Raw genomic sequence first — 24869 nt, forward strand, 5'->3', positions numbered from 1 at the left:
CTCATGATGATGAAATTGCCTTTTAGACTATCCGCGATTGCGGTGTCTGCTTTTTTTCTTTCCGCGTGCACCATCGTTCCAGGACAACATTTATCAACCAGTGATAAAGATGTCGTGGAGCAGATGGATTCGAATACGGACATTAGCAAGTACGTTACTGTTTATCCGTTAACACCAAAATTGATTGATTCGCTGCAACCTCAAAAGGTGATGTCCAGCGCCAACCCACAGCTGGAAGATGAAATCAAAAACTACCAGTACCGCATCGGCATTGGTGACGTATTGATGGTGACGGTATGGGATCACCCGGAACTGACGACACCTGCCGGCCAATACCGCAGCGCCAGCGATACCGGTAACTGGGTGAATACCGATGGCACCATTTTTTATCCTTATATTGGCAAGGTGAAAGTCGCCGGACGCACTATCGAAGAAGTTCGCAACGAGATCACTGAGCGACTTAAAACCTATATTGAAAGCCCGCAGGTTGATGTCAGCATCGCTGCGTTCCGGTCACAAAAAGCGTATGTGACAGGGGAGGTGGTGCGTTCGGGTCAGCAGGCGATCAGCAATATCCCGCTGACGATTATGGATGCCATCAACGCCGCGGGTGGCCTGGCGCCAGATGCAGACTGGCGCAATGTGGTGTTAACCCACAACGGCAAAGATAGTGTTATTTCCTTACAGGCGTTAATGCAGCAGGGCGACCTACGCGAAAACCGTTTGCTGACGCCGGGCGACATCTTGTTTGTACCGCGTAATGACGACCTGAAAGTATTCGTGATGGGCGAGGTTAATAAACAGTCCACGCTCAAGATGGACCGCAGCGGTATGACGTTAGCTGAAGCGCTGGGTAATGCTGAGGGTGTTTCCCAGGAAATGGCAGATGCATCGGGGATCTTTGTGATTCGTCAGCTGCATAACCCGACAGGGAAGGGCAAGCTGGCCGATATTTACCAGCTGAATGCGAAAGATGCAGCAGCGATGGTGCTGAGTACGTCATTCCAGTTAAAGCCGTATGACATCGTTTATGTCACTGCCGCACCAATTGTGCGTTGGAACCGTGTTATCTCGCAATTGGTTCCGACCATCGGTGGGGTGCATGACCTGGTTCAATCTGGACAGTACATCCGCGAGTGGTGATGAGTATGTTTGATTCAATACTGGTGATTTGTACCGGGAATATTTGTCGGTCGCCGATAGCGGAACGAGTTTTGCGACAAGCATTTCCAGCAAAAAAAATCGATTCGGCGGGTATTAGGGCATTGGTTGGGGAACCCGCTGACCCAGGAGCAGTTCTCGTTGCTGAAAAATATGGGATTTCACTTTCTGAACACTATGGAAGACAGTTCGACGTTTTGCAGGCTAGTCAATATGAATTACTACTGGTAATGGAAAAAGAACAGATGGAAGAAATTAGCCGTCGTGCGCCAGAATTGCGCGGAAAAACGATGTTGCTTGGGCATTGGATTGGTAATAAGGATATACCTGACCCATATAGAAAGAGCAATGAAGCCTTTGAATCAGTTTTCAAATTGATCGAAAAAGCATGCCAGTGCTGGGTAGCAAGACTAATTGACTAAAATCAGGATGAAAATGATGTTAACTTCAATTGAAAATAAAGTCAGGAATGAAAGTTCAGAGGGCTACGATATTAGCCGAATTGTTGGTGAAATTCTTGATGGAAGGAAATTAATACTGTCCGTATGTTCGATTTTTTTTGTGTTGTCAATTTGCTATGTTCTGTTTTCTACTCCTGTGTATAAAGCAAATGCCATATTGCAGATAGAGCAAAATCAAGGGAATGCTATATTAAATAGCTTGAACCAGATATTGCCAGATTCGCAACCGCTAACCGGACCTGAAATATCAATTATTCAATCAAATATGATTGCAAGTAGAGTCGTTTCAGACCTGAATTTGCAAACATCAATTGAGCCTGATTATTTTCCAATTTTTGGTAGAGGGTGGGACAGACTCTTCGGCATAAAAAGAGGTAGCATCGAGATCAGTGATTTGTTTATAGAGGGAACGACAACGAAGAATCCGCAGCAGCTGATTTTAACTGTTATAGATAAAGATCATTATAAGGTGGATTTTAATGATAAGGAAATCAATGGAGTAGTAGGTAATGCTCTTATTTCTGATGGATTGACTATTAAGGTCGATAAGATTAGTGCAAATTCAGGTGCGACATTTGCAGTTAAGTATTCGACTAAGTTGAGAGCAGCAAACGACCTTTTAAATAATTTAGATGTTGCGGACCAAGGCAAGGATAGTGGGATTTTAAGGGTCACATTTACGGGCACTGATCAAAATAAAATTGAAAAAATCTTAAACAAGATAAACGAAAGTTATGTAAATCAGAACGTAGAGCGCCAGGCTGCACAGGATACAAAAAGCCTTGAGTTTTTAAAAAACCAACTCCCGGAAGTAAGGAATGAATTGGATGTTGCAGAAGACAAACTAAATGAATACAGAAAGAAAAAAGACTCAGTAGATTTATCTCTCGAAGCTAAGTCTGCATTAGATCAATTGGTCAACATTGATAACCAATTGAATGAATTGACATTTAAAGAGGCTGAGATTTCACAGTTATACACAAAAGAGCACCCAACATACAAATCTCTTTTAGAGAAAAGAAAAACATTGCAACAAGAAGAAGATGCTCTGAATAAGAAAATATCATCAATGCCAGCAACGCAGCAGGGTGTGTTAAAACTGAGCCGAGATGTAGAGTCGGGAAGAGCTGTTTATATGCAGTTGCTCAGTAGGCAACAGGAGTTAAATATCGCGAAGAATAGTGCAATTGGTAATGTTAGAATAATCGATTCTGCGATTGTTGGTGTCGACCCAGTAAAACCAAATAAAATATTGGTTGTTTTAATAGGGTTAGTAATTGGACTAGTTTTATCTATTGGTTTGATTATATTACGGAATGCATTGAGAATAGGTTTGGTATCGCCACAACAACTTGAAGATGAAGGTATCAATGTATACGCAAGCATTCCAGAATCAACATGGTTGAAACGCAATATAAAGAACAAAAGTAAAGGAGGACATAATTCTGGGGGTGAAAATCATGCGCTGCTTGCAATTGATAATCCAGCTGATATGTCTGTAGAGGCAATACGGAGTTTAAGAACAAGTTTGCATTTTGTCATGGCCGAGGCTAAAAACAACATTCTGATGATATCTGGTTCCACAGAGAATGCTGGAAAAACTTTTGTTAGTGCTAACCTTGCTGTTTTGGCGGCACAGGCAGGTAAAAAAGTACTAATTGTAGATGCTGATATGAGAAAAGGTACTGCTCATAATCTATTGGGTGTAGAGATAAAAAATGGGTTGTCGGATATATTAAGTGGAGAAAAGAAACTAGAGAGTGTAATTAACAGACTGGAAAATTATAACTTAGATTTCATCTCTCGCGGTAAGATCCCAGCTAATCCCTCTGAACTGCTCATGAGTGATAAAATGCAAGAATTCATAGAGGAAATAAAAAGAAAATATACCATGATCATTATAGATACACCTCCAGTTTTATCTGTTACGGATGCGGAAATTGTAGGTGCCTATTGTGGTGCAAATATGCATGTCGTTAGATACGAAGTTAACACTTTAAAAGAAATTCTTCTGAGTAGGTCAAAATTCCAAAAAAGTGGCAGTTTCTTAACTGGATGTATCTTGAATGGTATTACACGAAAGAGTAGTCGTTATGGGTATAGTTATGGATATTATGGTCACAATTACAGCGAAGTTCCTGATTAAAGTAATATAAAAATTAGGATGTGTAGCAAAATACTACTTGAGAGTTAATGGATGATTTACACATCATTGTTTATTCTGGTTACTATGGCGATACTAACGTTTGTATATTCGATGTTAACAGGAAAGGTAGGGATTTTTTTTACTCAATGGGTAGTTTACCTTGTATGGTTCTTTTGTGTTCCGGCATTCTTACAGTACTCAGCCCACCAGTTTCCGTGGCCGAACTATCCTAAAGATAACGAAATAAATGAGGTAAACACAATGTCCATTGTGTTCACTTTGTTTTTATTTATTGGTTACTCTTTATGTTTCAAAAAAACAAGCGAAAAAAGCACAAGTGGATATGGATATTCAGTTACAACGGTGACTAATGTTTTAGCGATAATAATGTTGCTTCCAGCTGTTGTATTCATTCAAATTACAGGAGTTGGTTCCTTTTTTTCAGGGCGTTCGTCACTGGGTGAAATGGTATATGCAGATAGTTTTATGCCGATGCTCTATGCATTGTCAAAGTTTGTTGCCTTTGGAGTCTTGGTCGTATACTTGTCATTATGGAAAACAAAAACAAAAGATTTCAAACATGCTAGTGGTGCGACTGTTGTCTTGATGATGTCAGTAATGGTCAATTTTATAATTAACAATCCGTTATCGAGTCCGAGGTTTCACTTCCTGAGTATGACAATTGCTTTGGTCATAATGGCAGGATTTATGAATAGTAAAAAATCTTTTGTTATTCTATTTTTTGCTTCACCTATCTTATTGTTTATTCTTTTTCCTGCAATTAAACATATTGGAGACTCATCGCAAGATTTCAAAACGTATGATACGGCTAGTTATATCGTGCAGGGCGTAGACTTTGATTCATTCCAACAATTAGTGAATATATTGAGGTATGTCCAGGATAAAGGATATTCTTATGGAATGAATTTTATTGCTGGTGTCTGCTTCTTTATACCACGATTTATATGGGAATCAAAGCCTAGCAACTTAGGGATATTGGCCGCTGACCATCAAGGTTATTTTTATACTAATTTAAGTGCGCCACTAGTTGGGGAGTTATATTATGCGGGGAATTTCATATTTATAATAATAGGTGCTATCATATTAGGTGGATTGACAGGGAAAGCAGATTCGTTATTGCGGAATAGAGCTATCTCACCAATGTATTTAACAGGGTTATGGATTTCATCATTCGCATTTATTGTATTCCGAGGATCATTCGGTTCGGTAGCTCCACCTATAACATTAGGGCTATGTTCATCATTAATTTTATTCGCAAGCACGAGAAAAACACTAAAGTCATCAATTAAATAAATGAATAAATTACAGGTGAAGGGATAGAATTACTCTATGAGAAAAATCATAATGTTCACAAGATCTTTACCCATGCACGGTGTTGGTGGTATGGAGGTTGTGGCTTGGGATTTAGCCCAATCGTTGTCAAGGTTAGGGTGTGATCTAGAAATAATAACGACTGAAGCAATAAAATTCAAAGGAAAACATGTAATAAATGGAGTGCCAATACATTTCATTGAAGGAGTAAGATCTGGGAAATATTCAAGAAAATGGTGGGAGAGGTCAAAGGAAGTTTTCGATCTAAATTATAAAGGAAAATGCGATTGTGTGTTCAGTGTTAGCACAGGTGCGTATGGTTTACTTAAAGATAAAACGAGTTACAACGATATAGACTTCGTAATCCAGATTCATGGAACAGCATGGGGTGAATTAATATCTAAATTAAAGTCGAGAACTCTAAAAGGATTCTTAACGTGGCCAAAAAATCTATCATGGATGTTTAGAGATTTGGTCAATTATAACAATTTCGATAAAATAATCAGTATTGGTAAGCAAGTTTCTGATGATCTATCCAAATGGCCATACGCAAAAATCATAGATCCAGATAAAATTATAATGATAAAAAACGGGATAGATCATGTTTTATTCGCACCCAATGAAGTAATAAAAAATGAAGTTTTAGAAAAATACCAAATCCCCAAGCATAAAAAACTAATAGTAACTGCATGCCGTCTTCATGAACAAAAAGGAGTTTTGAACTGTCTAAGGACACTGGAAAAAATAAAAGATGATATACAGTTTTTTTATGTTGTGGTTGGTTCAGGTCCACAAGAAAACCATCTTAAAAAAGTTGCTAATGAGTTAAGTCTTACAGACAGAGTTCTATTTACAGGCTCATTGTCAAGACCACAAATAGCAGAGCTAGAAAGTGCTTGTGATTTATTTTTATTTCTTACTGACCGTGTTGAGGGATTGCCATTAAATGTTCTCGAAGCATCTGCGGTCGGTCTTGATATTGTTATTTCTGAGCAAGTGAAACTTTTCTATTCGGATCGAATAACTTCAGTAAATCCAAAGGAGTATGAAAAAAACGCTAAAATAATTGTTGATAAATTATCAGCAAAAGAATCGTTGACCAACGCCTACTTACCTTCAGAGTATACGCTTGATTACACTGCAGAAAAATATCTGGAAACTATATGCCAGATTAATAAGGAGCAGAAGTGAAAAAAGCTATCACATCGTTGGTGAGTGGTAATTTAGCATCGAAGCTCTTAGGCCTGATAAGAGAAATGGTGGTCGCAGCTTTATTCGGAACAGGATACGTTAATGGAGCGTATCGTGTAGCACAAACTGGAACTTTAGTACCTGTTAACTTTCTTGTTAGCGATAGTCTGACAGCTTTTATACCATTGTTTAAAAAATTCAGAGAGGAGGATGAAGATAAGGCATTGCTTTTTTTTTGGTTGATGCAGTTTTTCTTTCTTATTTTCTCGGTTGTGCTAACTCTGGGGGCGTTTTTTTTTGTAGATGAGTGGTTAAACTTACTTGCTCCTGGGTTAGATCCAAAGACAAGAGCGTTGTCTGAATCAATGTTACTAATAATGAGTTTGGGCATAATTTTATACTTGAGTTCAGCTCTGATAAATTACATTGAAATGGCAAATGAAGATTTCATACCGATGTCACTTCGGCCATCAATACAAAATTTAGGAATGCTTATAGGTGCTTTTTTTGCCTATTATCTCCATGATCCACTTTATTTAGCATGGGGGTTTACTGTGGGTTATGTTTTCTTCTTTCTGTGGGTGTTGAAAAGAGGCCTGAAGAAAAAAATCATTGCATTCCCAAGTAAAGTACAACGAATTGATATTAAAGATGTAATGCAATCTTTCTGGGCGACTATTAAGCCATTGGTTTTTTTGCCTTTCTTGTATCAAGGAAACATTGCGATAGAGCGTGCAGTTGCAACTCTAATAAGTTTAACCGCAATATCAGCTCTGGATTATGCAAAGTTTATCAACGAAACGTTGCTTCTTATAGTGTCAACTCCAGTTGCATTAGTTGGTCTTGTGAATTGGTCAGGGGAAACTAAGCAAGGCCTAACGTTAAAGTTAGCAAAGGCAATCAAAATAATATTAATCATCTCATTTCCTATTTCATTATTCATTTATCTGAATTCAGAAATGATAGTTTCAATTTTATTCGAAAGAGGTCGTTTTAATAAAGAATCAATTGATGTCACAGCTATGATCTTAAAAGGTATGTCTGTTGGTTTATGGGCTAATGTTGTTGGATATGTACTCGTAAAAGCATTAACTGCTCAATTTAGAAATGGAACAGTCTTAGTAATCATGCTCTTTAGTGTAGTAGCTAATGTTCTTTTCAATGTCCTATTTTATGAGCATTATAGAGAGATAACTTTAGGGCTGGGGAATTCGCTATATGGGATTGTAATGTTTATATCTGCAATGACATATTTAAAATTGTGGGGTGAATTTAAAAAAATAACACCACCAATATTAATATCTTCAGTTGGTTATCTTGTTGTTTCATATTCAGTCAACATGATCGATGTATCAATGTTCACTTTCACTATTAATAGTGTTGTGTTCTTGTTGTTTTGGAGTGGGTGCGTATTTCTAATTCCATCCTGGAGGATGGAGATTGTTAAGGAGATAGTAAGTCGTGGCAAAAAATAGAATAAAACTAATACATCTTCTTTCGTTGTTGAACGTTATGATTCTAAAAATCAGGTTTGGCAGTAAAATAAAATTAGACATAAGAAAAGTTTTCATTCATCCAGGTTCTTCTGTAAATATCAAAGATGAAGGAAGGATAAAAATAAACACAGCTGGAGGAAGGGTTTACATCTCTAAAGGTTCATCCATTTTAGCCTCTGGTGGTGAGTTGGAAATTGGAAGCGGTGTTTTTTTTAATAATAATGCGAACATTGTTTGTCATAAAAAAATAACAATAGGGGATGACTGTATGTTTGGTCATAATATCTGTATTTTTGACTCAGATCATCGCTTTGATATTCCTGGTGATAAGTTTAGCTCCCAAGGGTATGTTGTGCGTGAAATATGCATTGCGAATAATGTGTGGGTCGGGGCAGGTTCTGTAATAACTAAGGGAACAAGTATTGGGTCGAATGTTGTCGTTGGTGCTAATTCTGTCGTCAGAGGTTCGTTGGACGAGAAGAGCTTATACGCAGGCAATCCGGTAAAACGGTTAAGAGGGATACATGAGTAAATATATAATACTATTATCAACTGCAGATTGGGATAACCCATTTTGGACTAATAAACAACATGTTGCAGTAGAGCTTGCCAGATTAGGTTATAGAGTATTATATGTCGATTCCTTAGGTCTTAGAAAACCAGGCTTGAATAAAAAGGACATGAGACGTGTTTTTTTAAGGGTTTTTAAAGCACTTAAACCACCTAAAAAAGTAAAGGATAATATTTGGGTCTGGTCTCCGATTAATTTGCCATGGAATGATATTTCATTTGCGCGATTCGTAAATAAAACATACTTGAGTTTATTTCTTTCGTTTTGGAGTAAGGCCCTTAAATTTAAAAATCCCATTTTATGGACTTACAATCCTTTAACGACGGAGTTCCTTGATCCAAGTAAATATGAGAAGACAATATATCATTGCGTGGATGAGATCAAAGAACAACCCGGAATGCCAAGGGAAATATTGGAAAGGGAAGAGATAAAATTATTGCAAGTTTCGGATGCTATTTTTGTTACCGCACCTCAACTCTTTGAGAGTAAGAAGAAATGGAATCGTAATATTTTTTATTTTTCTAATGTTGCTGATTACAGTCATTTTAACAAGGCAGTAACTGTAGACTATGAACTACCTGATGAATTAAAGAATTTAAAAGGTCCATTTATTGGATTTATCGGGGCGGTAAGCAACTACAAAGTGGATTTTGAACTTTTAGAGTACATCGCCAGTTCACGCCCAGCTTATAACCTGTTAATTATAGGGCTCGTAGGTGAAGGAGAGCCAGGAACTAATGTAAACATATTAAAAAAATATTCCAATATACATTTTCTTGGGCCAAGAAGTTACGATACTTTACCAAGTTATTTAAAATTCTTTGATGTGGCACTTTTACCGAATAGGTTAAATGAGTACACAGACAACATGTTCCCTATGAAATTCTTTGAGTATCTTGCAGCAGGTAGGCCTGTAGTGAGTGTCAATCTTTCATCAATTCGTGAATTTGATGGTGTGGTTAAAATTGGTCACTCTCACAGTGAGTTCCTAAGGCATATAGATGATTGCCTTGAGGAAAACAACTCAAGACAACTGGATTTTCTAAACCTGGCAAAAGAATATACATATGAAACAAGAATGAAAAAAATGTTAAATGCAATTAACGAAATTTAGGTAAATAAGAATTAAAAAGCTCCTATGAATTGGAGGTGTATTTTGCACAGGCGATCATTTCTTGCGATCATTCTTTCTTCAATTGCGTTGCATAAGAATTGCTTTGCAAAACCATCAATTTCATCCATTCGTATGGAGCTGAAATTTGACAGGGACGTTTTACTACATAAATCAGCTAATAAGGTCGATAGAGGGTATTTAAATGAAAATGATTCGTTCGACTCTGATTTTTTGTTTGTAAAAAGCAAAAATGACGGTGTTGCAGATTTATACGTCTATCAAGTTGAGCCCAAAAGTTTAAGGATTGATAGTAAAGAACATGTCTATTCAAGAAAAGGAGGTGTTTGGGTTAGGTTAGATTATTACTTTACTCTTGAGGATTTCGGGGCAATTTCCGATGGTTTAATTGACTGTTCCAGAGAGATTAGCCTAGCGCTTAACTCTGGTCTAGTGATACGCGCTATTAATAAAGGCGTTTATTTGCTCCGTGATACAGTAAGAATATCATCTGTAAGTCTGGACTTCATGGGATTTGGAAAAGGTAAGACGGTATTCTTGCTGGATCATATTAATCATGGGATAGTGTATGATGAGCCGATAAATAAAAATTCTAAGCGCAGCGTTTACCTTTCTGATTTCACAATAAAGCGACTAAATTCTAATAATTATAAATCAGCAACCGGACCTAAAGGCTTGTATGTGGCTAATGCCTGTCCTTTGCGAATTTATGATGTAGAAGAATGCTATGGTATCGGTTATGGGGTTCATGTCGATTATAGCTACGACATAATTATAAGGCGTTGCCATATACATAATCATCAGGGTGATATGGGAGGCGCAAGTGGTACTGATGGTATTCATATATATAGATCTGAAAGTATTTTAGTGGAATATAATGTCATACATGATGTTGGAGATGATGCTATTTCGACAGGATCGTTTGATCCAGAGTATAGAATTAAAAATGCTGTAATCAAGAGTAATTATATATACAACACTAAGAGTGGGATAAAAATTTACTCATTTGCGAGTGATGTAAAAGTTAATAATAATCGTATTGTTAACTCGCGTGAAGGTGGGGTATATATAACTGATGATAAGAACTCAATAGATGATGCGACGGTAGATAACGTAGTTATAATGGGAAACTTTTTTTCCTCAATAGGGCTTTCTTCTAAAAGTGATGAGGCAGGTGCATTGAGGATTAGGTTATGGCCCAACAAAAATACCAAGTCACTTATATCTAACATTACTTTCAAAAATAATAGAGTCCAGGATTGTTTAACTGGTGTGTCGATTCTTACATATGATCATGATAAAAACGCTAAGAATATCTATATTGTTAGTAATGTTTTCAAAACGATAACCAATCAAGAAAGTGTTAGTGTTCGGCATGAGCAACTTCAATATATTATAAGGGTCGTACAATGTTATGGTGATTTTTTGGTTTCCAAAAATAATTTTTACACTGACAAAATGGCATTAATTAAATTCGATTTTGATAAAATTAAACACTCTGAACGAAAATTCATGGCCCAATTTATGTTTATGGATAATAATATCAAATCATTATCTAAAACTAAGGGGTTGATCGGGTGTTTCATAAACTTTGAATTCGTAAGTAATTATATAATTAAAAGGAATCAACTAATTCGAATGCAATCTCGATGAAGTAACCGTGTCTCTTCACAGGTTGGCCTATTAGTCTCATGTGAAATGATTAATTGCCTAACTTGTCGCTGTTAACTAGGTCTGCTTTTAATGATTACTAATTCTATATGTTTAACTATGAGGCGTGAATTATGATTCTTCCAGTAATCATGGCTGGCGGTACGGGTAGTCGCCTATGGCCAATGTCGCGCGAACTTTACCCTAAACAATTCCTCCGTCTTTACGGCGATTACTCTATGCTTCAAGAAACAATTAACCGATTGAAGGGGTTAAACGTTTCTGAGCCATTAGTGATTTGTAATGAACAGCATAGGTTTCTGGTCGCTGAGCAACTCCGTAATATTGGGCAATTATCTAAGAATATTATTCTCGAACCCGTTGGGCGAAATACTGCTCCTGCTATAACATTGGCAGCGTTAAAGGCAATCACTCAGGGCGAAGATCCACTATTATTAGTGTTAGCAGCAGATCATGTGATTGGGAATCAAAAAGCATTTCACCGTGCGGTACAGGATGCAATTCCCTATGCGGAACAGGGAATGCTTGTGACATTTGGTATTGTTGCTGCTGAGCCAGAAACAGGTTATGGGTACATTCAACGTGGTACGTCATTAGGAAGTGGCAAACCTCCTGTCTTCAGGGTTCATCGTTTTGTTGAGAAACCGGACCTTCCAACCGCATTACAGTATCTGGAATCTGGCGAGTATTACTGGAACAGCGGTATGTTTCTGTTTCATGCAAGTAGGTTCTTGGAAGAAATGTCTCAGTTCAGACCGGATATTCTGGCAGCATGCAAAACAGCTATTGCGTCTGCTCAAACAGATACACATCAAGACTTTATCCGTGTTGATAAGCAAGCCTTTATTTCTTGTCCCGATGAATCTGTTGATTACGCTGTCATGGAGAAGACAACTGATGCTGTTGTCGTTCCTCTTGATGCTGGTTGGAATGATGTAGGTTCATGGTCAGCACTTTGGGATGTCAATAATAAGGATGCTCAAGGCAACGCTCTGGCCGGTGATGTTTTCACACACCATGCCAGTAACTGCTACATCAACACTGACGAAAAATTGGTTGCTGCGGTCGGTGTCGATAACCTGGTGATTATCAATACCAAAGATGCAGTACTGGTTATTGATAAATCACAGGTTCAGGACGTTAAAAAAGTTGTTGAATTTCTCAAGCAAAATGAACGTGGTGAACATCGTGTCCACCGTGAATCATACCAACCTTGGGGAAAAAATGACAAAGTTGTAAGTAGGCCTCGTTATAACGTTAACCGCGTGATGGTAAAACCCGGAGGCATGTTTTCCCTGCAAATGCATCATCATCGTGCTGAACACTGGGTCGTTCTTTCAGGAACTGCAAAGGTCACTATTGAAGATAACACCTTTTTACTTACAGAGAATCAATCCACATTTATTCCCATAGGATCTCAACATATGCTGGAAAACCCAGGGAAGATTCCTCTTGAATTATTGGAAATACAGTCTGGTTCCTATCTTGGTGATGACGACATTATCCGTACCAAAGATCACTATGGCCTTAGCTAAACAAGGAATGCAAAATGTCTGGTAAATTAACCTGCTTTAAAGCGTATGACATTAGAGGGAAATTAGGTGAAGAACTGAATGAAGATATCGCCTATCGGATTGGTCGTGCTTATGGTGAATATCTTAAGCCTAAAAAAATGGTTGTCGGTGGGGATGTCAGATTAACCAGTGAGGGCTTGAAAGATGCTCTGGCCAATGGTCTTCGTGATGCCGGTACGGATGTCGTTGATATTGGTTTATCCGGCACTGAAGAGATTTACTTTGCTACGTCATATTTAAATATTGATGGTGGAATTGAAGTTACAGCCAGTCATAACCCGCTAGACTACAATGGAATGAAGTTAGTTCGTGAGGGTTCTAAACCGATAAGTGGAGATACTGGCTTACGTGATATTCAGCGCATTGCTGAGGCAAATAGTTTCTCAGTTACTGACCCAGAAACTCGTGGTAGCTATTCCAAACTCTCAGTTCTTGATGCTTACGTCGATAAGTTGTTTAGCTATGTGAACCTGAAGAATTTCACGCAGCCAATGAAACTCGTGGTTAACTCAGGTAACGGGGCGGCAGGGCACGTAATTGATGCTATCCAAAAGCGCTTTGAACAAGCTGGCGTTGATATTCAGTTCGTGAAGGTAAATCATCAACCAGATGGCAATTTTCCTAACGGTATTCCTAATCCGTTGTTACCAGAGTGTCGGCAGGACACCACAGATGCAGTGCTCATAAATGCAGCAGATATGGGAATCGCATTTGATGGGGATTTTGATCGTTGTTTCCTCTTCGATAGTGAAGGAAAATTCATTGAAGGCTATTATATTGTCGGATTACTTGCTGCTGCATTCCTTGAAAAAGATCCAGGTGCCCGCATAATTCATGATCCTCGCTTGAGCTGGAATACCATAGATATCGTTACAGCTGCTGGCGGTGTGCCTGTCATGTCGAAAACTGGTCACGCATTTATCAAGGAACGCATGCGCCATGAAGATGCGGTTTACGGTGGTGAAATGAGTGCTCATCATTACTTCCGTGATTTCGCTTATTGCGATAGTGGGATGATTCCTTGGTTGCTTGTCACCGAATTACTCCAGGTCAAGGGTCAATCTCTAAGGCAGTTAGTTAACAGTCGTATGCTTGCTTACCCGGCTTCCGGTGAGATAAACAGTATACTTGATCAGCCACAGCAGGCGATTGAACGCGTATTACAGCATTATGAAGATGAAGCATTAAGCCTTGATAGAACTGATGGTATTAGTCTTGAGTTTTTAGACTGGAGATTCAACTTAAGAAGTTCCAACACTGAACCAGTAGTTAGACTCAATGTGGAATCTCGTGCAAACGTCGCTCTAATGCAACAGCATACAGATAACATTCTCGCTATTCTGCGTAGTTAATCATTATTTATGCCTAAGTGATGATATAAATTTTATCTGATATCAAAATTAGCATAATTCCCTAGGCTATTAAGAAAGTAGTTAAGCAAACCATGCTTTGTTATAGCTAATTCAGTTCGTCGCAATCAGTATTAAAGAGGGTAAAAAATATGGCACAGAATATAAGTATAGGAATCGTGGCTGACTGGTTAGTAGGTTTTGCCGGTGCTGAGCGTGTGATTGCTGAATTCATCCATCTATTCCCCGCATCTGAGATTTATTCAGTTGTTGATTTTTTATCAGATGATTCTCGTCATTATTTTCAAGATAAAAAAGCGACGACATCGTTTATCCAGCGTCTTCCTGGAGCTAAAAAAAAGTATCAAACCTATCTACCGCTAATGCCATTAGCCATTGAACAACTTGATGTCACCCAACATGACGTTGTGTTATCAAGCAGCCATGCAGTGGCGAAAGGGGTGCTGACGGGTCCTGATCAACTTCATATCAGCTATGTTCATTCACCCATTCGTTATGCCTGGGACTTCCAGCATCAATACTTGCGTGAATCTGGGTTAGATAAGGGATTGAAGGGTAAGCTTGCTCGTTGGATGCTTCACAATATCCGTATGTGGGATTACCGTACGGCGAACGGTGTTGACCACTTTATCGCTAACTCCCACTTCATTGCACGTCGTATCAAGAAGGTTTATGGCAGGGATGCAGACGTTATCTATCCACCTGTTGATGTCGAACGTTTCACCTTAAATGAAAAGAAAGATGACTTCTATTTTACAGCCTCGCGTATGGTGCCTTACAAGCGTATCGATCTGATTGTTGAAGCTTTCAGCCGTATGCCAGAAAAGAAATTAGTCGTAATTGGTGATGGTTCTGAAATGGCTAAAATTAAATCTAAGGCGACACCAAACGTTGAAATACTTGGCTACCAGCCGAATGAGGTGATGGAAGACTACATGAGACGTGCCAAAGCATTCGTGTTCGCTGCTGAGGAAGACTTTGGTATTACACCGGTAGAAGCTCAGGCATGTGGCACTCCGGTAATTGCCTTTGGTAAAGGAGGGGCGTTGGAAACTATTCGTCCTTATGGTGAAGAATATCCGACAGGTTTGTTCTTCTATGAACAGTCAGCCGCTGCTATTGTCGAAGCGGTTGAGAGTTTTGATATCATTGGACATGACATACTACCAATCGATTGCCGTACCAATGCAATGCGTTTCTCAGCAGAACGCTTTCGTAATGAACTGGACACATACATTAATAGTAAATGGGAGATGTTCAAACTAAACAAGGAAGTGGTCTATTCATGATAGTTACAACAAAATTTGTCGTGTATCAGTCTCGACATATCAGGCCACACAGAAATTAAACTTAAGTTTGATTTCAAAGAGTAAAGGCATCCCTATGTACCAGACGCTATTAATTGTCATTTTACGTGGCAAGACTTACAAAGACTCAGTAACACTCAATTGCCTAATGAATAAGTCATATGAAAATGCTGGGCTCGTTATTATTAATACAGGCCCTGATGCTTTACGGTTTGATAAGGATTTCATTCATACATTGGGCTTTTACGTCAAAAGTATCGATATTAAAGAGTATCTTGATGCTCGACCGCTGAGTAGTATCTATAATGAAATTATCAATGAGCATGGTGAGATTGAACGGTTCGTATTATTTGATGATGATAGTTGTCTGAGTAAAGATTATTTAAATAATCTTGATAAATTTCATACCGATGATGTTGATCTGCAAATTCCTTATGTCAGGTCAAAAATAGACGGTAAAATATATTATCCTATCATCGATGAATCTGTAGCGAAGGTGGCTAATGGTTTGTTGATAAGACCCACACAAAGTATTCGTTCGCTGGGATTCGGTTTGGTTGTTTACCGCTCAGCAATTAATAAATTTTGGGGAATACTAAGACAAATTTTCGATGAGCATTTTTCTTTTTATGATGGTAGCTACTTTTTTTTTGAAAAAATTAAATTGCTAAGAGAAGAAAATCTAAACATAAATATTCAAGTGGTTAATACACTGGAACATACGCTCAATTGCAGTAACGGAAGCGAGAGTAAATGGCGAGTGATGGCACGTCTAAAAGAAGGGATCTTGCCAATTAAATCACATTTTACAAATTAATAAATTATCAGTTTTTAGCTCACCATGATTATCACCGTGCAACAAGAAATATAGTTTTTATTGTTGCATTTTTTGGCAAGATTCATCTAATCATTAATGGATTTATTGGCCGGGTTTAATAATATGACAACACTCCAGCATCGTATACAGATTACCTCAGAGTTTACATACAAAACTCTGCTCACAAAACTCTCCCTGGCATTCTCAGATTTACTTTTTTTCAATGCAGCGTTGTTTATCGCACTAAAACTGATCGACTCAGGAGCTCATTCAATACTGGCAGATATATCGGTAAAAGATCTTAATCTGAAGATCTTTACTCATATCTGTTTGTCGGTTATCTGCGTTGTTTGGTTTTGGGTACGTTTACGTCATTTTACTTATCGAAAGCCATTCTGGTTTGAACTGAAAGAGATATTTCGCACCATTCTTATCTTCTCAGTGATTGATCTTGCAATCACTGCTTTATCCCAGTGGCAGATGTCTCGATTTGTCTGGGCTTTGACTTGGTTGTTAGCCCTAATTGTGATTCCAGTCGGCCGCAGCATCGCACGGCGTTTACTAGACCATTTTGATATGTGGAAAAAACAGACAATCATTATTGGTAGTAATAAGAATGCACAGGAAGCTTGGAAGGCATTACAAAGTGAAGAAGTTATGGGCTTTGATACCATTGCGTTCTACGACGTGGATGGTAGCTGCAAACAGTCTAGTGTGAACGGTATTCCGGTATTAAGAAATGAGCATGATCTTTGGTTGCTGACAAATAATGAAACACAGTTCATCGTCGCAGTAGAGACTGAACAAAGTCAGTATCGTGATCATTGGTTGAAAACTTTGGCTAAGCGCAATTGCCGTTCGGTTTCAGTCGTTCCTACATTGAGAGGTGTGCCACTTTATGGAACGGATATGGCCTATATTTTTAGCCATGAAGTGATGATCCTACGAGTCAATAATAATCTGGCAAAACGCACTTCACGTTTCCTGAAGCGTGTATTCGATCTTCTGGGTGCACTTTCGATTATCATTGCATTGTCTCCTGCATTATTGATTCTTGGCTATCTTGTAAGCCGTGACGGAGGTAGTCCAATTTATGGTCATGAACGTGTTGGTATGAACGGTCGCAAGTTCAAATGCCTCAAATTCCGCTCGATGGTCATCAACTCCAAGGAAGTGTTGGAGGAGGTATTGCGTACTGATCCTGTTGCGAGAGCCGAGTGGGACAAAGATTTTAAACTTAAGAATGATCCTCGAATCACTAAAGTAGGTCACTTCATCCGTAAAACCAGTCTTGATGAACTACCGCAATTGTGGAACGTAGTTAGGGGGGATATGAGCCTTGTGGGACCACGCCCGGTTATCGAAGATGAACTCAGTCGCTATGCTGGGGACGTCGATTATTATCTGATGGCTAAGCCAGGCATGACTGGATTGTGGCAGATCAGTGGCCGTAACGATGTAGATTATGAAACGCGTGTTTATTTTGATTCCTGGTATGTTAAGAACTGGTCACTTTGGAATGACATCGCGATTCTATTTAAGACTGTTGGCGTAGTGCTCAAGCGTGACGGCGCCTATTAATTTCCTCTTATTTATTAAATGGAGTTAATATGATAAAGATCAACTCTGTTATCACACAATTGCAGAATAAGTTTATCGAATGTGCAATAGATAAATTATCTAGAAATATGCATTGTAATAAGTTGAGTTTATTTGTCTGTGATATTCATCATTTTCTTCTGGCTTTAACTCGTGGTGATATAAATTCCAGATCTAAAAACGTTGTGTTAGTATACAATAATGACCTTGAAGTATTCATTCTACAGTCAATTTGCGATGTATCCTTTGTAGCACTCGATGTTCGGACACAAGATGTCTTCGATTACTTTCAAGGCTGTAAAGTATTCAAGAAAGTAAAACCGTTTAAGCAGAAGGAAGATAGTGCAAGAATGCGAGTTTTCCTGCTTATTTTGAGAGGTTGGGATGATGATCAAATTTGTGAAACGTTACTGATAACCATGAAGAAACTTCGTGAGTATAAGTCCCAACTTACTTACACTTTCTTTGAAAAGAGAAGAAATCTTTTTTACTTGACTCTTAACGGTTTTTTGCAAAGAGATGTTTTGGCAGCATAACATTTAATATGGTGTGTATAGTCCTGATAAAATTGTTGAGTTATCTGGATAATGATTTTTTATTTTTCGATTCAAGGCCTAAAATATTAACCAGGTGAATATGAACATGTTCGATCAGGCTACACACCGTATCATTAATATAGTGATTTAATATAATTGTCTATTCCTTACGTATGCAGTTTAGTTTTTCAGGATAAAATGCAGGAATAAAAAAAGATATTTTAAAAGGTGGGGTGTTTTCCATGACAAATAAAAAAATTAATTATATACATTACATACGAGGGATTGCTATATTTTTCATCGTCACAACACATTGTAATTTATTCACTAATGATGATAGTATTTTAGCCCGCCTATGGAGTGAAGCTTTAAGGGAATGGACTGCAATTTTCCTCCTGATTTCTGGATTCTTATTTCAATATTTATTACCTCGGTATGAAGTGAAGAAATTTTACGCCAGTAAGTTCAAAAATGTAATCCTTCCATATTTAATAATTTCCATTCCTGCAATTTGTATTTATATTTTTGGTTTGAAGAAAGAACACAACTGGGTTGATATTAGTGAGTTGATGCAACATTCTATTCTTTATATCTTGATGTTCTTCTATGCTACAGGTGCACACCTGGGGCCATTGTGGTTTATCCCAATGCTTTCCCTGATTTTTCTTAGCTCAATTCCGTTAAAAATACTGGGGGGGAATAGAAGAAATCTTTTATACGCAGCGGTGTTTTCTGTCGTTGTGATTCTTTTCACTTCGCGACCAGTTGGTGACTCTAATGCTTTCTTGGCATATATTCACTTCCTTCCTGTATATATTTTGGGTATGTTTATATGCGAGTATAGAGATACTTTGATTGAAAATAAGAATAAGTGGTATTTCCTTTTCGCTTTTTTAGTACTGTTTGGTATTCGTGTGGTTTTTGACGTTACACCAAGTCTTTCAGTGTTATCGAAGATTTTTTTATTTCTTTTTTTATGTATTACTCTTTCCACAGCTAATATGCCTTATGTGACCACACCATTGTCATGGTTGGCTACCTCAAGTTTCGCTATTTATTTTCTTCATGGGTATTTTGTTGGTTTTCTTAGGAAGAAGATTGAATTCATTAACTCTTACTCTTTAGGTTCGAGTGTCATAATTGAAGTTCTAATTAGTGCCATTTTTTCTATATTAATCATATCTATAATATCCTTTTGCGTGTATGCATTGAAAAAAACACGCGTTAACACACGTTTGATACTTGGTTCTTGAAAGTACCTGTTAATGTTGGAATATGATGCCATGCTGCTTTATCAGATTTATAACAGCATGGCATCAAAGCCGAAAACGCTCAGGCTATGGTTCTGCATTCACATAATAGACTCGCCATCACTCCTCAATAGCCGTCAGCAGCGCATTCTGAATAATCCTCTGCGCCAGCAGCGGATTCTGCTCCACCTGCGCAGCCTGCAACGCGACAATATCTAACTTATCCAACGCACGATACACATGCTTCAGAAACCGAATCGACAGGTTAGCTGCTTCCACATTATCCTCGCGGAACGGGAACTGATCCAACTGCCAGACACCCTGCCAGTTATTAATCTTCAGTACGTAGAAGAACTCGAAGATCTCGGTCATATGTACCGTTCCCACCACCAGGTCATCATCCCAGCCGCGTAGGTTATCGTTCACATCCATGCCGAACAGGCGGCCATGATCGATAATCAGTTGCGCGGAACCGGCAGGGGACTCTCCGGCAAATAAGGCATGACCGAAATCCAGCAGGATACCCACATTATCCAGCCCCATTTCCTCAATACCCAGTAATGTACGTGCAGCTGAGTCCCAGGTCATTTTTACCCGAGGCTCACGCGGTTTGTATTCAATGGCAAATTTAACATCAGGGTTCGCACTCGCCAGCTCGCGCATGCCATCAACCGCCAGTCGCCAGAGATTTTTATGGTCGACCTGGAATGGATAATCCCAACCATCCTGACCTGGCCAAACCTTGACATAGTTAGCCCCTAATTCGCGTACTATACTGGCGGCTTCATGCATCAGTTCAAATGCCTGTTTGCGCAAAGTCGGGTCCGGGTTAGTAAATGCACCCCGTGAAAAACGACGTAAGTAAATCTCGGGGGTAACACCGATAGCTTTTAAGCCCGCGTCCGCCAGGGCCTGTTTGACATCGCTGACACTGACACCTTCGGTAAAGGGATAGGGGACATCAACATACGAAAGATCTTCTACTGTACCAGCGATGCGAATCTGTTCCAGCGTACTCAGCGCGGGTCCATAACCATCCACCGCATAGCGGTCAACATAGTTAGCGAAGTGCCACAAGCCCGCGCCAAATTTTGGGTAGTTCCAGGTACTCATAAGATGTTCTCCTTAAACCTTAAAATGATCATATTGAGAGAGTCGCTACGAATACTGATGCCGTCATTTAGATTTGCTGAATATATATTCACAAGTGGTTATATATTCTATTGTGCGGGTATTGTATGGTTTTCATCCAGCCAGAAAGGTTGAAATTGCAGAGAGAATCACAAAAATTCTGAGTTCAGCCGGGAATATGAATGAGGGAATTCGTGGGGCATACAAATCGGAAAAAAATCTGCTTCTACCCGCCAGTGCTTGCGTCCTGGCGGGTATCGTTCAACTACTCGACGCTCGGTCCCGCCAGTGCAATACGGGCACCTTCCGGGGTTTGCGCATATTGACTGAAGTTAGCAACAAACAGGCTCGCGAGTTTGTCTGCTGCATCGTGCCATTGTTCCGCGCTTGCCCAGCCGTTGCGTGGGTCAAGCTGGTGAGACTCCACCTCTGGCACAGTATCCGGGATCAGCAGGCCAAATACCGGCAGCGTGTTATCACCGAGAACGATACTGTCGTCCAGAATGCCACGAATAATATTGCGGGTATCTCGCAGAGAAAGTCGTTTACCTTCGCCATTCCAGCCGGTGTTGACCAACCAGGCTTCAGCACCGCTTTCCGCCATTTTCTCCGCCAGCACTTCCGCGTATTGCGTCGGATGCAACATCAGGAAGGCGGCACCATAGCAGGCAGAAAAGGTTGGGGTAGGTTGGGTAATACCACGTTCCGTCCCGGCCAGTTTAGAGGTAAAGCCAGACAGGAAGTGGTATTTCATCTGATCGGTCGTCAGTCGTGATACGGGCGGTAACACACCAAAACCGTCTGCCGCGAGGAAAATCACTTTGGATGGATTGCCCGCACGGGAAACCGGTTTAACGATGTTTTCAATATGTGCCAGCGGGTATGAAACACGGGTGTTCTCGGTTTTGCTGCCGTCGGCATAATCGACTGAACCATCTTCACGCACCACCACGTTTTCCAGTAGCGCATCGCGGCGAATAGCACGGTAAATCTCTGGCTCTGCCGCTTCACTCAGATTGATGGTTTTGGCATAGCAGCCGCCTTCAAAGTTAAAGACTCCTTCGTTATCCCAGCCATGCTCATCATCACCAATCAGCTCACGCAGCGGATCGGTGGAGAGGGTGGTCTTACCGGTGCCGGAAAGACCGAAGAACAACGCCACATCGCCCGCTTCGCCACGGTTGGCGGAACAATGCATAGAGGCGATACCGCGTTGCGGCAGAAAATAGTTCATCACCGAGAACAGGCCTTTCTTCATTTCGCCGCCGTACCAGGTGCCGCCAATCAGCTGCATCTTTTCGGTCAGGTTAAATGCGACGAAATTTTCAGAGTTGAGACCCTGTGTCTGCCAGTTCGGATTGGTGCATTTTGACCCATTCATCACAATAAAATCAGGTTCAAAATTTTCCAGTTCTTCCGCTAATGGCGGGATAAACATGTTTTTCACAAAGTGAGCCTGCCAGGCTACCTCGGTAATAAAGCGCACCGCCAGTCTTGAGTCATTGCTGGCACCACACCAGGCGTCCACCACGTAAAGTTGCTTGCCAGATAACTGGTTTGATACCAGATGACGCAGCTCAGCCCACACCGACGGGGAAAGTGGCTTGTTATCATTACGGCCAGTACCCGCATCAGACCACCAAACGGTATCTCTGGTTAGCTCATCACGGACAATATATTTGTCCTTCGGCGAGCGGCCGGTAAATTCACCGGTATCGACCGCGACCGCCCCGGAAGCAGTCATGATGCCGCGTTCATAGCCGTTAAGCGTTGCCGAGGTTTCATGTGCGATAAGCAGGTCATAATCGGGGTTGTAGATCACTTCGCTTACGCGGGTGATCCCTAAATCTGACAGGGCTGTTTTAATCTTCTCAGAGCTGGACATGTTATACCTGACTGATTGCTGGCTGAATAATGGGCTGCATAGCACTGCGGCCGATAGTTTGTTTGATAGTTAACTGAGCTGTTAATGAAATGGCGCAGTTCAGTTATGCAACTGTTCAGGATACTAGCACCAACATTCAGATGCATTGATTGCATAATTTCTATATGCCATGCATAATTTGCATGGCGACAAATAAGATTTTGTGAGAATCAGCGCGATGGTCAGTAATCTGGAAGTGAAGTGGTTTTATGATGTTATCGCTCTGGAAGAGACACGGAGCTTCACGTTAGCCGCTGAGAAGCGCAACATTTCCCAGTCTTCATTCAGCCGTCGTATTCAGTCGCTGGAATCAGCGATTGGCTTCGCCATTTTCGATCGCAGCGTTAATCCATTGCAGCTAACTCGCCAGGGTAAAAGTTTTGTCGGCTACGCGCGCAATATGCTGGATGATATGGATTACCAACTGAATCGGATCAAAGGACTGGACAATTTCCGTCAGAGTATCAAATTCGACGCCGCTCCCTCACTGTCGGTATTGTTGCTTCCGACGTTAATTGCCGGTTTTGCCGACAGCGCTGAAAGGATTCACTATGTTGAATCCATCAACGTGGATGAGGCGGTATATAACCTCAAAGAAGGGAAAAGCGACTTTATTCTCACCTTCTACAACGAAGAGTTTATGAATTACCCCTTTATCCACCACAAAATATTCGACTCATTTTTGCATCTGGTTTCACCCTGTGATGTCGACGGCAGACCGTTGTTTCGGCTCAACGACGGCGGGTTGCCATTGATGAAATATGCCAACGACAGCTATATGGGCCGTCAGGTGAATCAGGTGATCGATAAAATCCCTGACAATACCTTTACCCTCAGCTTCGTCTCCTCGATGAGTGAGTTGCTTAAACGTATGATTGTAAACGGACATGGGGTGGGGTGGTTGCCGCAATATTCGATTCAGCGTGAACTGCGTGAGGGCAAGCTGATGATTCTGGATGGCACCTTGTCGTTACCGATCTCGGCCTATGTGTATCGGTCGGGCGCGAGGCTGAATCTGGCAGCGGAACGTTTTTGGCAACATATTAAATCGCAGAATATCCGGGTAAATTAATCATTGTCGTATTTTTTTACACGATATGAGAAATATGACTCCTTTTCATATATTCGTTGTACTTCAGGATCATCCAGACTTTCATACGTCACATCATCCTTATCGAGGCCGTCTAATCCCTTTATTCCGCCAATCATTTTAGGCCAATCACTTCGGCTTGAAATTTCAACGATTAATGGATTCAGATATTTATCAAGATGGCCTTTGGCAGGCTCCGCTATTTCTTCACTAAGCGCACTTAGATATTCATCTTTGTTAGTCTTCCCCCAATCGATTGAGAAACCAGCCCGATATGAAAGTTCCATAAAAACAAGAAGTAATGTTCGCCCATTGCCATCGAGAAAGGGATGTGCGAAAGCTAATGCCCCCATCACTTCCCCTGGCTTATTTTTAAAACCATCTTGATTTGAAGCCAGGCGTAAAGCGTAATCAATTGCAGGTCGGATATAATGGGGGGGCTCGAAAGTGGTATGACGAGGATTTTCTGGCGAACCTTTAAAAACTGCCAGATGGGGAACTAATGCATTTCTATCTTTACCTGCCCAAGGGTAAAAACCAGAAAACAGGATCTCATGAACCTTCATTACGTCATCATAATCAATGACTTCGAGACTGGCCAGGTAATCCAGCGCATCCTCAATACTTGATTCAAAAGCCAGATGTTCTGATTCCTTAACTTCATTTGGATTTTTCAATCCTAACGAGTTCCGTAAGTAACCAGCAGTGTTGAAATCACCAAAAGGGTCGAATGTCATGCATTCAGATTCTTACCAGCATCTCTTTTTTCTCTGAGATAATCTGCCTGGATGGAAAGAATCTCCGATTTTGTGAGGACGCCTTTACGTTTTAAATTCACAAGCATCTGTTCCACAGTGTCCAGTTCGACGGTATCACCAGCAAGACGTGTTATCGCTACAGCCATTCTGCTGGTATCGTCGCGACCAGCAGAAACATGGTGAGCTGCTGCAAGGTTACGTACTTTATTTTCTACAGTTAAGTAAGCTGTTTTAGGCATGAGCAAGACCCTCTGGTATCTTGATAATTTTAACATGCCCCAGCTGGGCTGTCTTTAAAATTGGGCCATTTCGCCAATCCTTATGGAGATGTGATTGTAGCGGCGCGATGTAA

At 40.2% G+C, this 24869-nt stretch carries 21 protein-coding genes; 17 read left to right on the forward strand and 4 right to left on the reverse strand.

Annotated features, from left to right (window positions below):
- The first annotated feature begins 6 nt into the window (after positions 1 to 6).
- The 16 genes from AC6I8T_RS24105 to AC6I8T_RS24180 all read left to right on the forward strand — a co-directional run bounded on the left by AC6I8T_RS24105 (position 7) and on the right by AC6I8T_RS24180 (position 19617).
- Positions 7 to 1143, forward strand: a complete 1137-nt coding sequence (locus tag AC6I8T_RS24105; RefSeq protein ID WP_497834739.1) for a polysaccharide export protein — start codon at positions 7 to 9, stop codon at positions 1141 to 1143.
- A gap of 5 nt (positions 1144 to 1148) precedes the next feature.
- Positions 1149 to 1583, forward strand: coding sequence for a low molecular weight protein-tyrosine-phosphatase (locus AC6I8T_RS24110; RefSeq protein ID WP_497834740.1), 435 nt, complete (start codon positions 1149 to 1151; stop codon positions 1581 to 1583).
- A gap of 13 nt (positions 1584 to 1596) precedes the next feature.
- Positions 1597 to 3768 (forward strand): polysaccharide biosynthesis tyrosine autokinase, encoded by a 2172-nt coding sequence (locus AC6I8T_RS24115; protein ID WP_497834587.1) that lies wholly within the window; start codon positions 1597 to 1599, stop codon positions 3766 to 3768.
- 261 nt (positions 3769 to 4029) lie between these two features.
- Positions 4030 to 5082 carry a hypothetical protein gene (locus tag AC6I8T_RS24120; protein WP_497834588.1) on the forward strand — a complete coding sequence of 351 codons (1053 nt, stop codon included), beginning with the start codon at positions 4030 to 4032 and terminating at the stop codon, positions 5080 to 5082.
- A 36-nt stretch (positions 5083 to 5118) separates the two neighbouring features.
- Positions 5119 to 6291 carry a glycosyltransferase family 4 protein gene (locus AC6I8T_RS24125; RefSeq protein ID WP_497834589.1) on the forward strand — a complete coding sequence of 391 codons (1173 nt, stop codon included), beginning with the start codon at positions 5119 to 5121 and terminating at the stop codon, positions 6289 to 6291.
- Positions 6288 to 7766 carry a murein biosynthesis integral membrane protein MurJ gene (gene murJ, locus AC6I8T_RS24130; RefSeq protein ID WP_497834590.1) on the forward strand — a complete coding sequence of 493 codons (1479 nt, stop codon included), beginning with the start codon at positions 6288 to 6290 and terminating at the stop codon, positions 7764 to 7766. Before AC6I8T_RS24125 ends, murJ begins: the two co-directional genes overlap by 4 nt.
- Positions 7753 to 8319 (forward strand): acyltransferase, encoded by a 567-nt coding sequence (locus AC6I8T_RS24135; protein ID WP_497834591.1) that lies wholly within the window; start codon positions 7753 to 7755, stop codon positions 8317 to 8319. Before murJ ends, AC6I8T_RS24135 begins: the two co-directional genes overlap by 14 nt.
- Positions 8312 to 9472, forward strand: a complete 1161-nt coding sequence (locus AC6I8T_RS24140) for a glycosyltransferase (protein WP_497834592.1) — start codon at positions 8312 to 8314, stop codon at positions 9470 to 9472. The genes AC6I8T_RS24135 and AC6I8T_RS24140 overlap by 8 nt, the downstream gene beginning before the upstream one ends.
- Before the next feature lie 132 nt (positions 9473 to 9604).
- On the forward strand, positions 9605 to 11143 hold the full coding sequence (locus AC6I8T_RS24145) for a right-handed parallel beta-helix repeat-containing protein (RefSeq protein ID WP_497834593.1): 1539 nt from the start codon (positions 9605 to 9607) through the stop codon (positions 11141 to 11143).
- A 131-nt stretch (positions 11144 to 11274) separates the two neighbouring features.
- On the forward strand, positions 11275 to 12696 hold the full coding sequence (locus tag AC6I8T_RS24150; protein ID WP_497834594.1) for a mannose-1-phosphate guanylyltransferase/mannose-6-phosphate isomerase: 1422 nt from the start codon (positions 11275 to 11277) through the stop codon (positions 12694 to 12696).
- A gap of 14 nt (positions 12697 to 12710) precedes the next feature.
- Complete coding sequence (gene cpsG / locus AC6I8T_RS24155; protein WP_497834595.1) at positions 12711 to 14087, forward strand: phosphomannomutase CpsG; 1377 nt, start codon at positions 12711 to 12713, stop codon at positions 14085 to 14087.
- Positions 14088 to 14236: 149 nt separating this feature from the next.
- Positions 14237 to 15394: a glycosyltransferase family 4 protein gene (locus AC6I8T_RS24160; protein WP_497834596.1), complete on the forward strand. Its 1158-nt coding sequence runs from the start codon at positions 14237 to 14239 to the stop codon at positions 15392 to 15394.
- A 94-nt stretch (positions 15395 to 15488) separates the two neighbouring features.
- Positions 15489 to 16229 carry a hypothetical protein gene (locus AC6I8T_RS24165; protein ID WP_497834597.1) on the forward strand — a complete coding sequence of 247 codons (741 nt, stop codon included), beginning with the start codon at positions 15489 to 15491 and terminating at the stop codon, positions 16227 to 16229.
- Positions 16230 to 16352: 123 nt separating this feature from the next.
- Entirely contained in the window at positions 16353 to 17810 is a 1458-nt protein-coding gene (gene wbaP / locus AC6I8T_RS24170) for an undecaprenyl-phosphate galactose phosphotransferase WbaP (RefSeq protein ID WP_497834598.1), read from the forward strand.
- A 29-nt stretch (positions 17811 to 17839) separates the two neighbouring features.
- Entirely contained in the window at positions 17840 to 18364 is a 525-nt protein-coding gene (locus AC6I8T_RS24175) for a hypothetical protein (protein ID WP_497834599.1), read from the forward strand.
- A gap of 242 nt (positions 18365 to 18606) precedes the next feature.
- Complete coding sequence (locus AC6I8T_RS24180) at positions 18607 to 19617, forward strand: acyltransferase family protein (RefSeq protein WP_497834600.1); 1011 nt, start codon at positions 18607 to 18609, stop codon at positions 19615 to 19617.
- Positions 19618 to 19734: 117 nt separating this feature from the next.
- On the opposite strand, the gene AC6I8T_RS24185 is transcribed toward AC6I8T_RS24180, so the two are convergent.
- Together AC6I8T_RS24185 and pckA are read right to left on the reverse strand one after the other, a co-directional pair.
- Entirely contained in the window at positions 19735 to 20727 is a 993-nt protein-coding gene (locus AC6I8T_RS24185; RefSeq protein ID WP_497834601.1) for a sugar phosphate isomerase/epimerase family protein, read from the reverse strand.
- Positions 20728 to 21010: 283 nt separating this feature from the next.
- Positions 21011 to 22630 (reverse strand): phosphoenolpyruvate carboxykinase (ATP), encoded by a 1620-nt coding sequence (gene pckA, locus AC6I8T_RS24190; protein ID WP_497834602.1) that lies wholly within the window; start codon positions 22628 to 22630, stop codon positions 21011 to 21013.
- 217 nt (positions 22631 to 22847) lie between these two features.
- Between pckA and AC6I8T_RS24195 the strand changes: the two genes are divergently transcribed.
- Positions 22848 to 23741: a LysR substrate-binding domain-containing protein gene (locus AC6I8T_RS24195; protein WP_021185381.1), complete on the forward strand. Its 894-nt coding sequence runs from the start codon at positions 22848 to 22850 to the stop codon at positions 23739 to 23741.
- Here AC6I8T_RS24195 and AC6I8T_RS24200 read toward each other — a convergent pair.
- Positions 23738 to 24496, reverse strand: a complete 759-nt coding sequence (locus AC6I8T_RS24200) for a Fic/DOC family protein (RefSeq protein ID WP_497834603.1) — start codon at positions 24494 to 24496, stop codon at positions 23738 to 23740. The genes AC6I8T_RS24195 and AC6I8T_RS24200 overlap by 4 nt on opposite strands.
- Complete coding sequence (locus tag AC6I8T_RS24205; RefSeq protein WP_497834604.1) at positions 24493 to 24756, reverse strand: hypothetical protein; 264 nt, start codon at positions 24754 to 24756, stop codon at positions 24493 to 24495. The genes AC6I8T_RS24200 and AC6I8T_RS24205 overlap by 4 nt, the downstream gene beginning before the upstream one ends.
- Positions 24757 to 24869 lie beyond the last annotated feature (113 nt).

The sequence above is a fragment of the Pantoea sp. X-Soil-OKNW-556 genome (assembly GCF_059730695.1).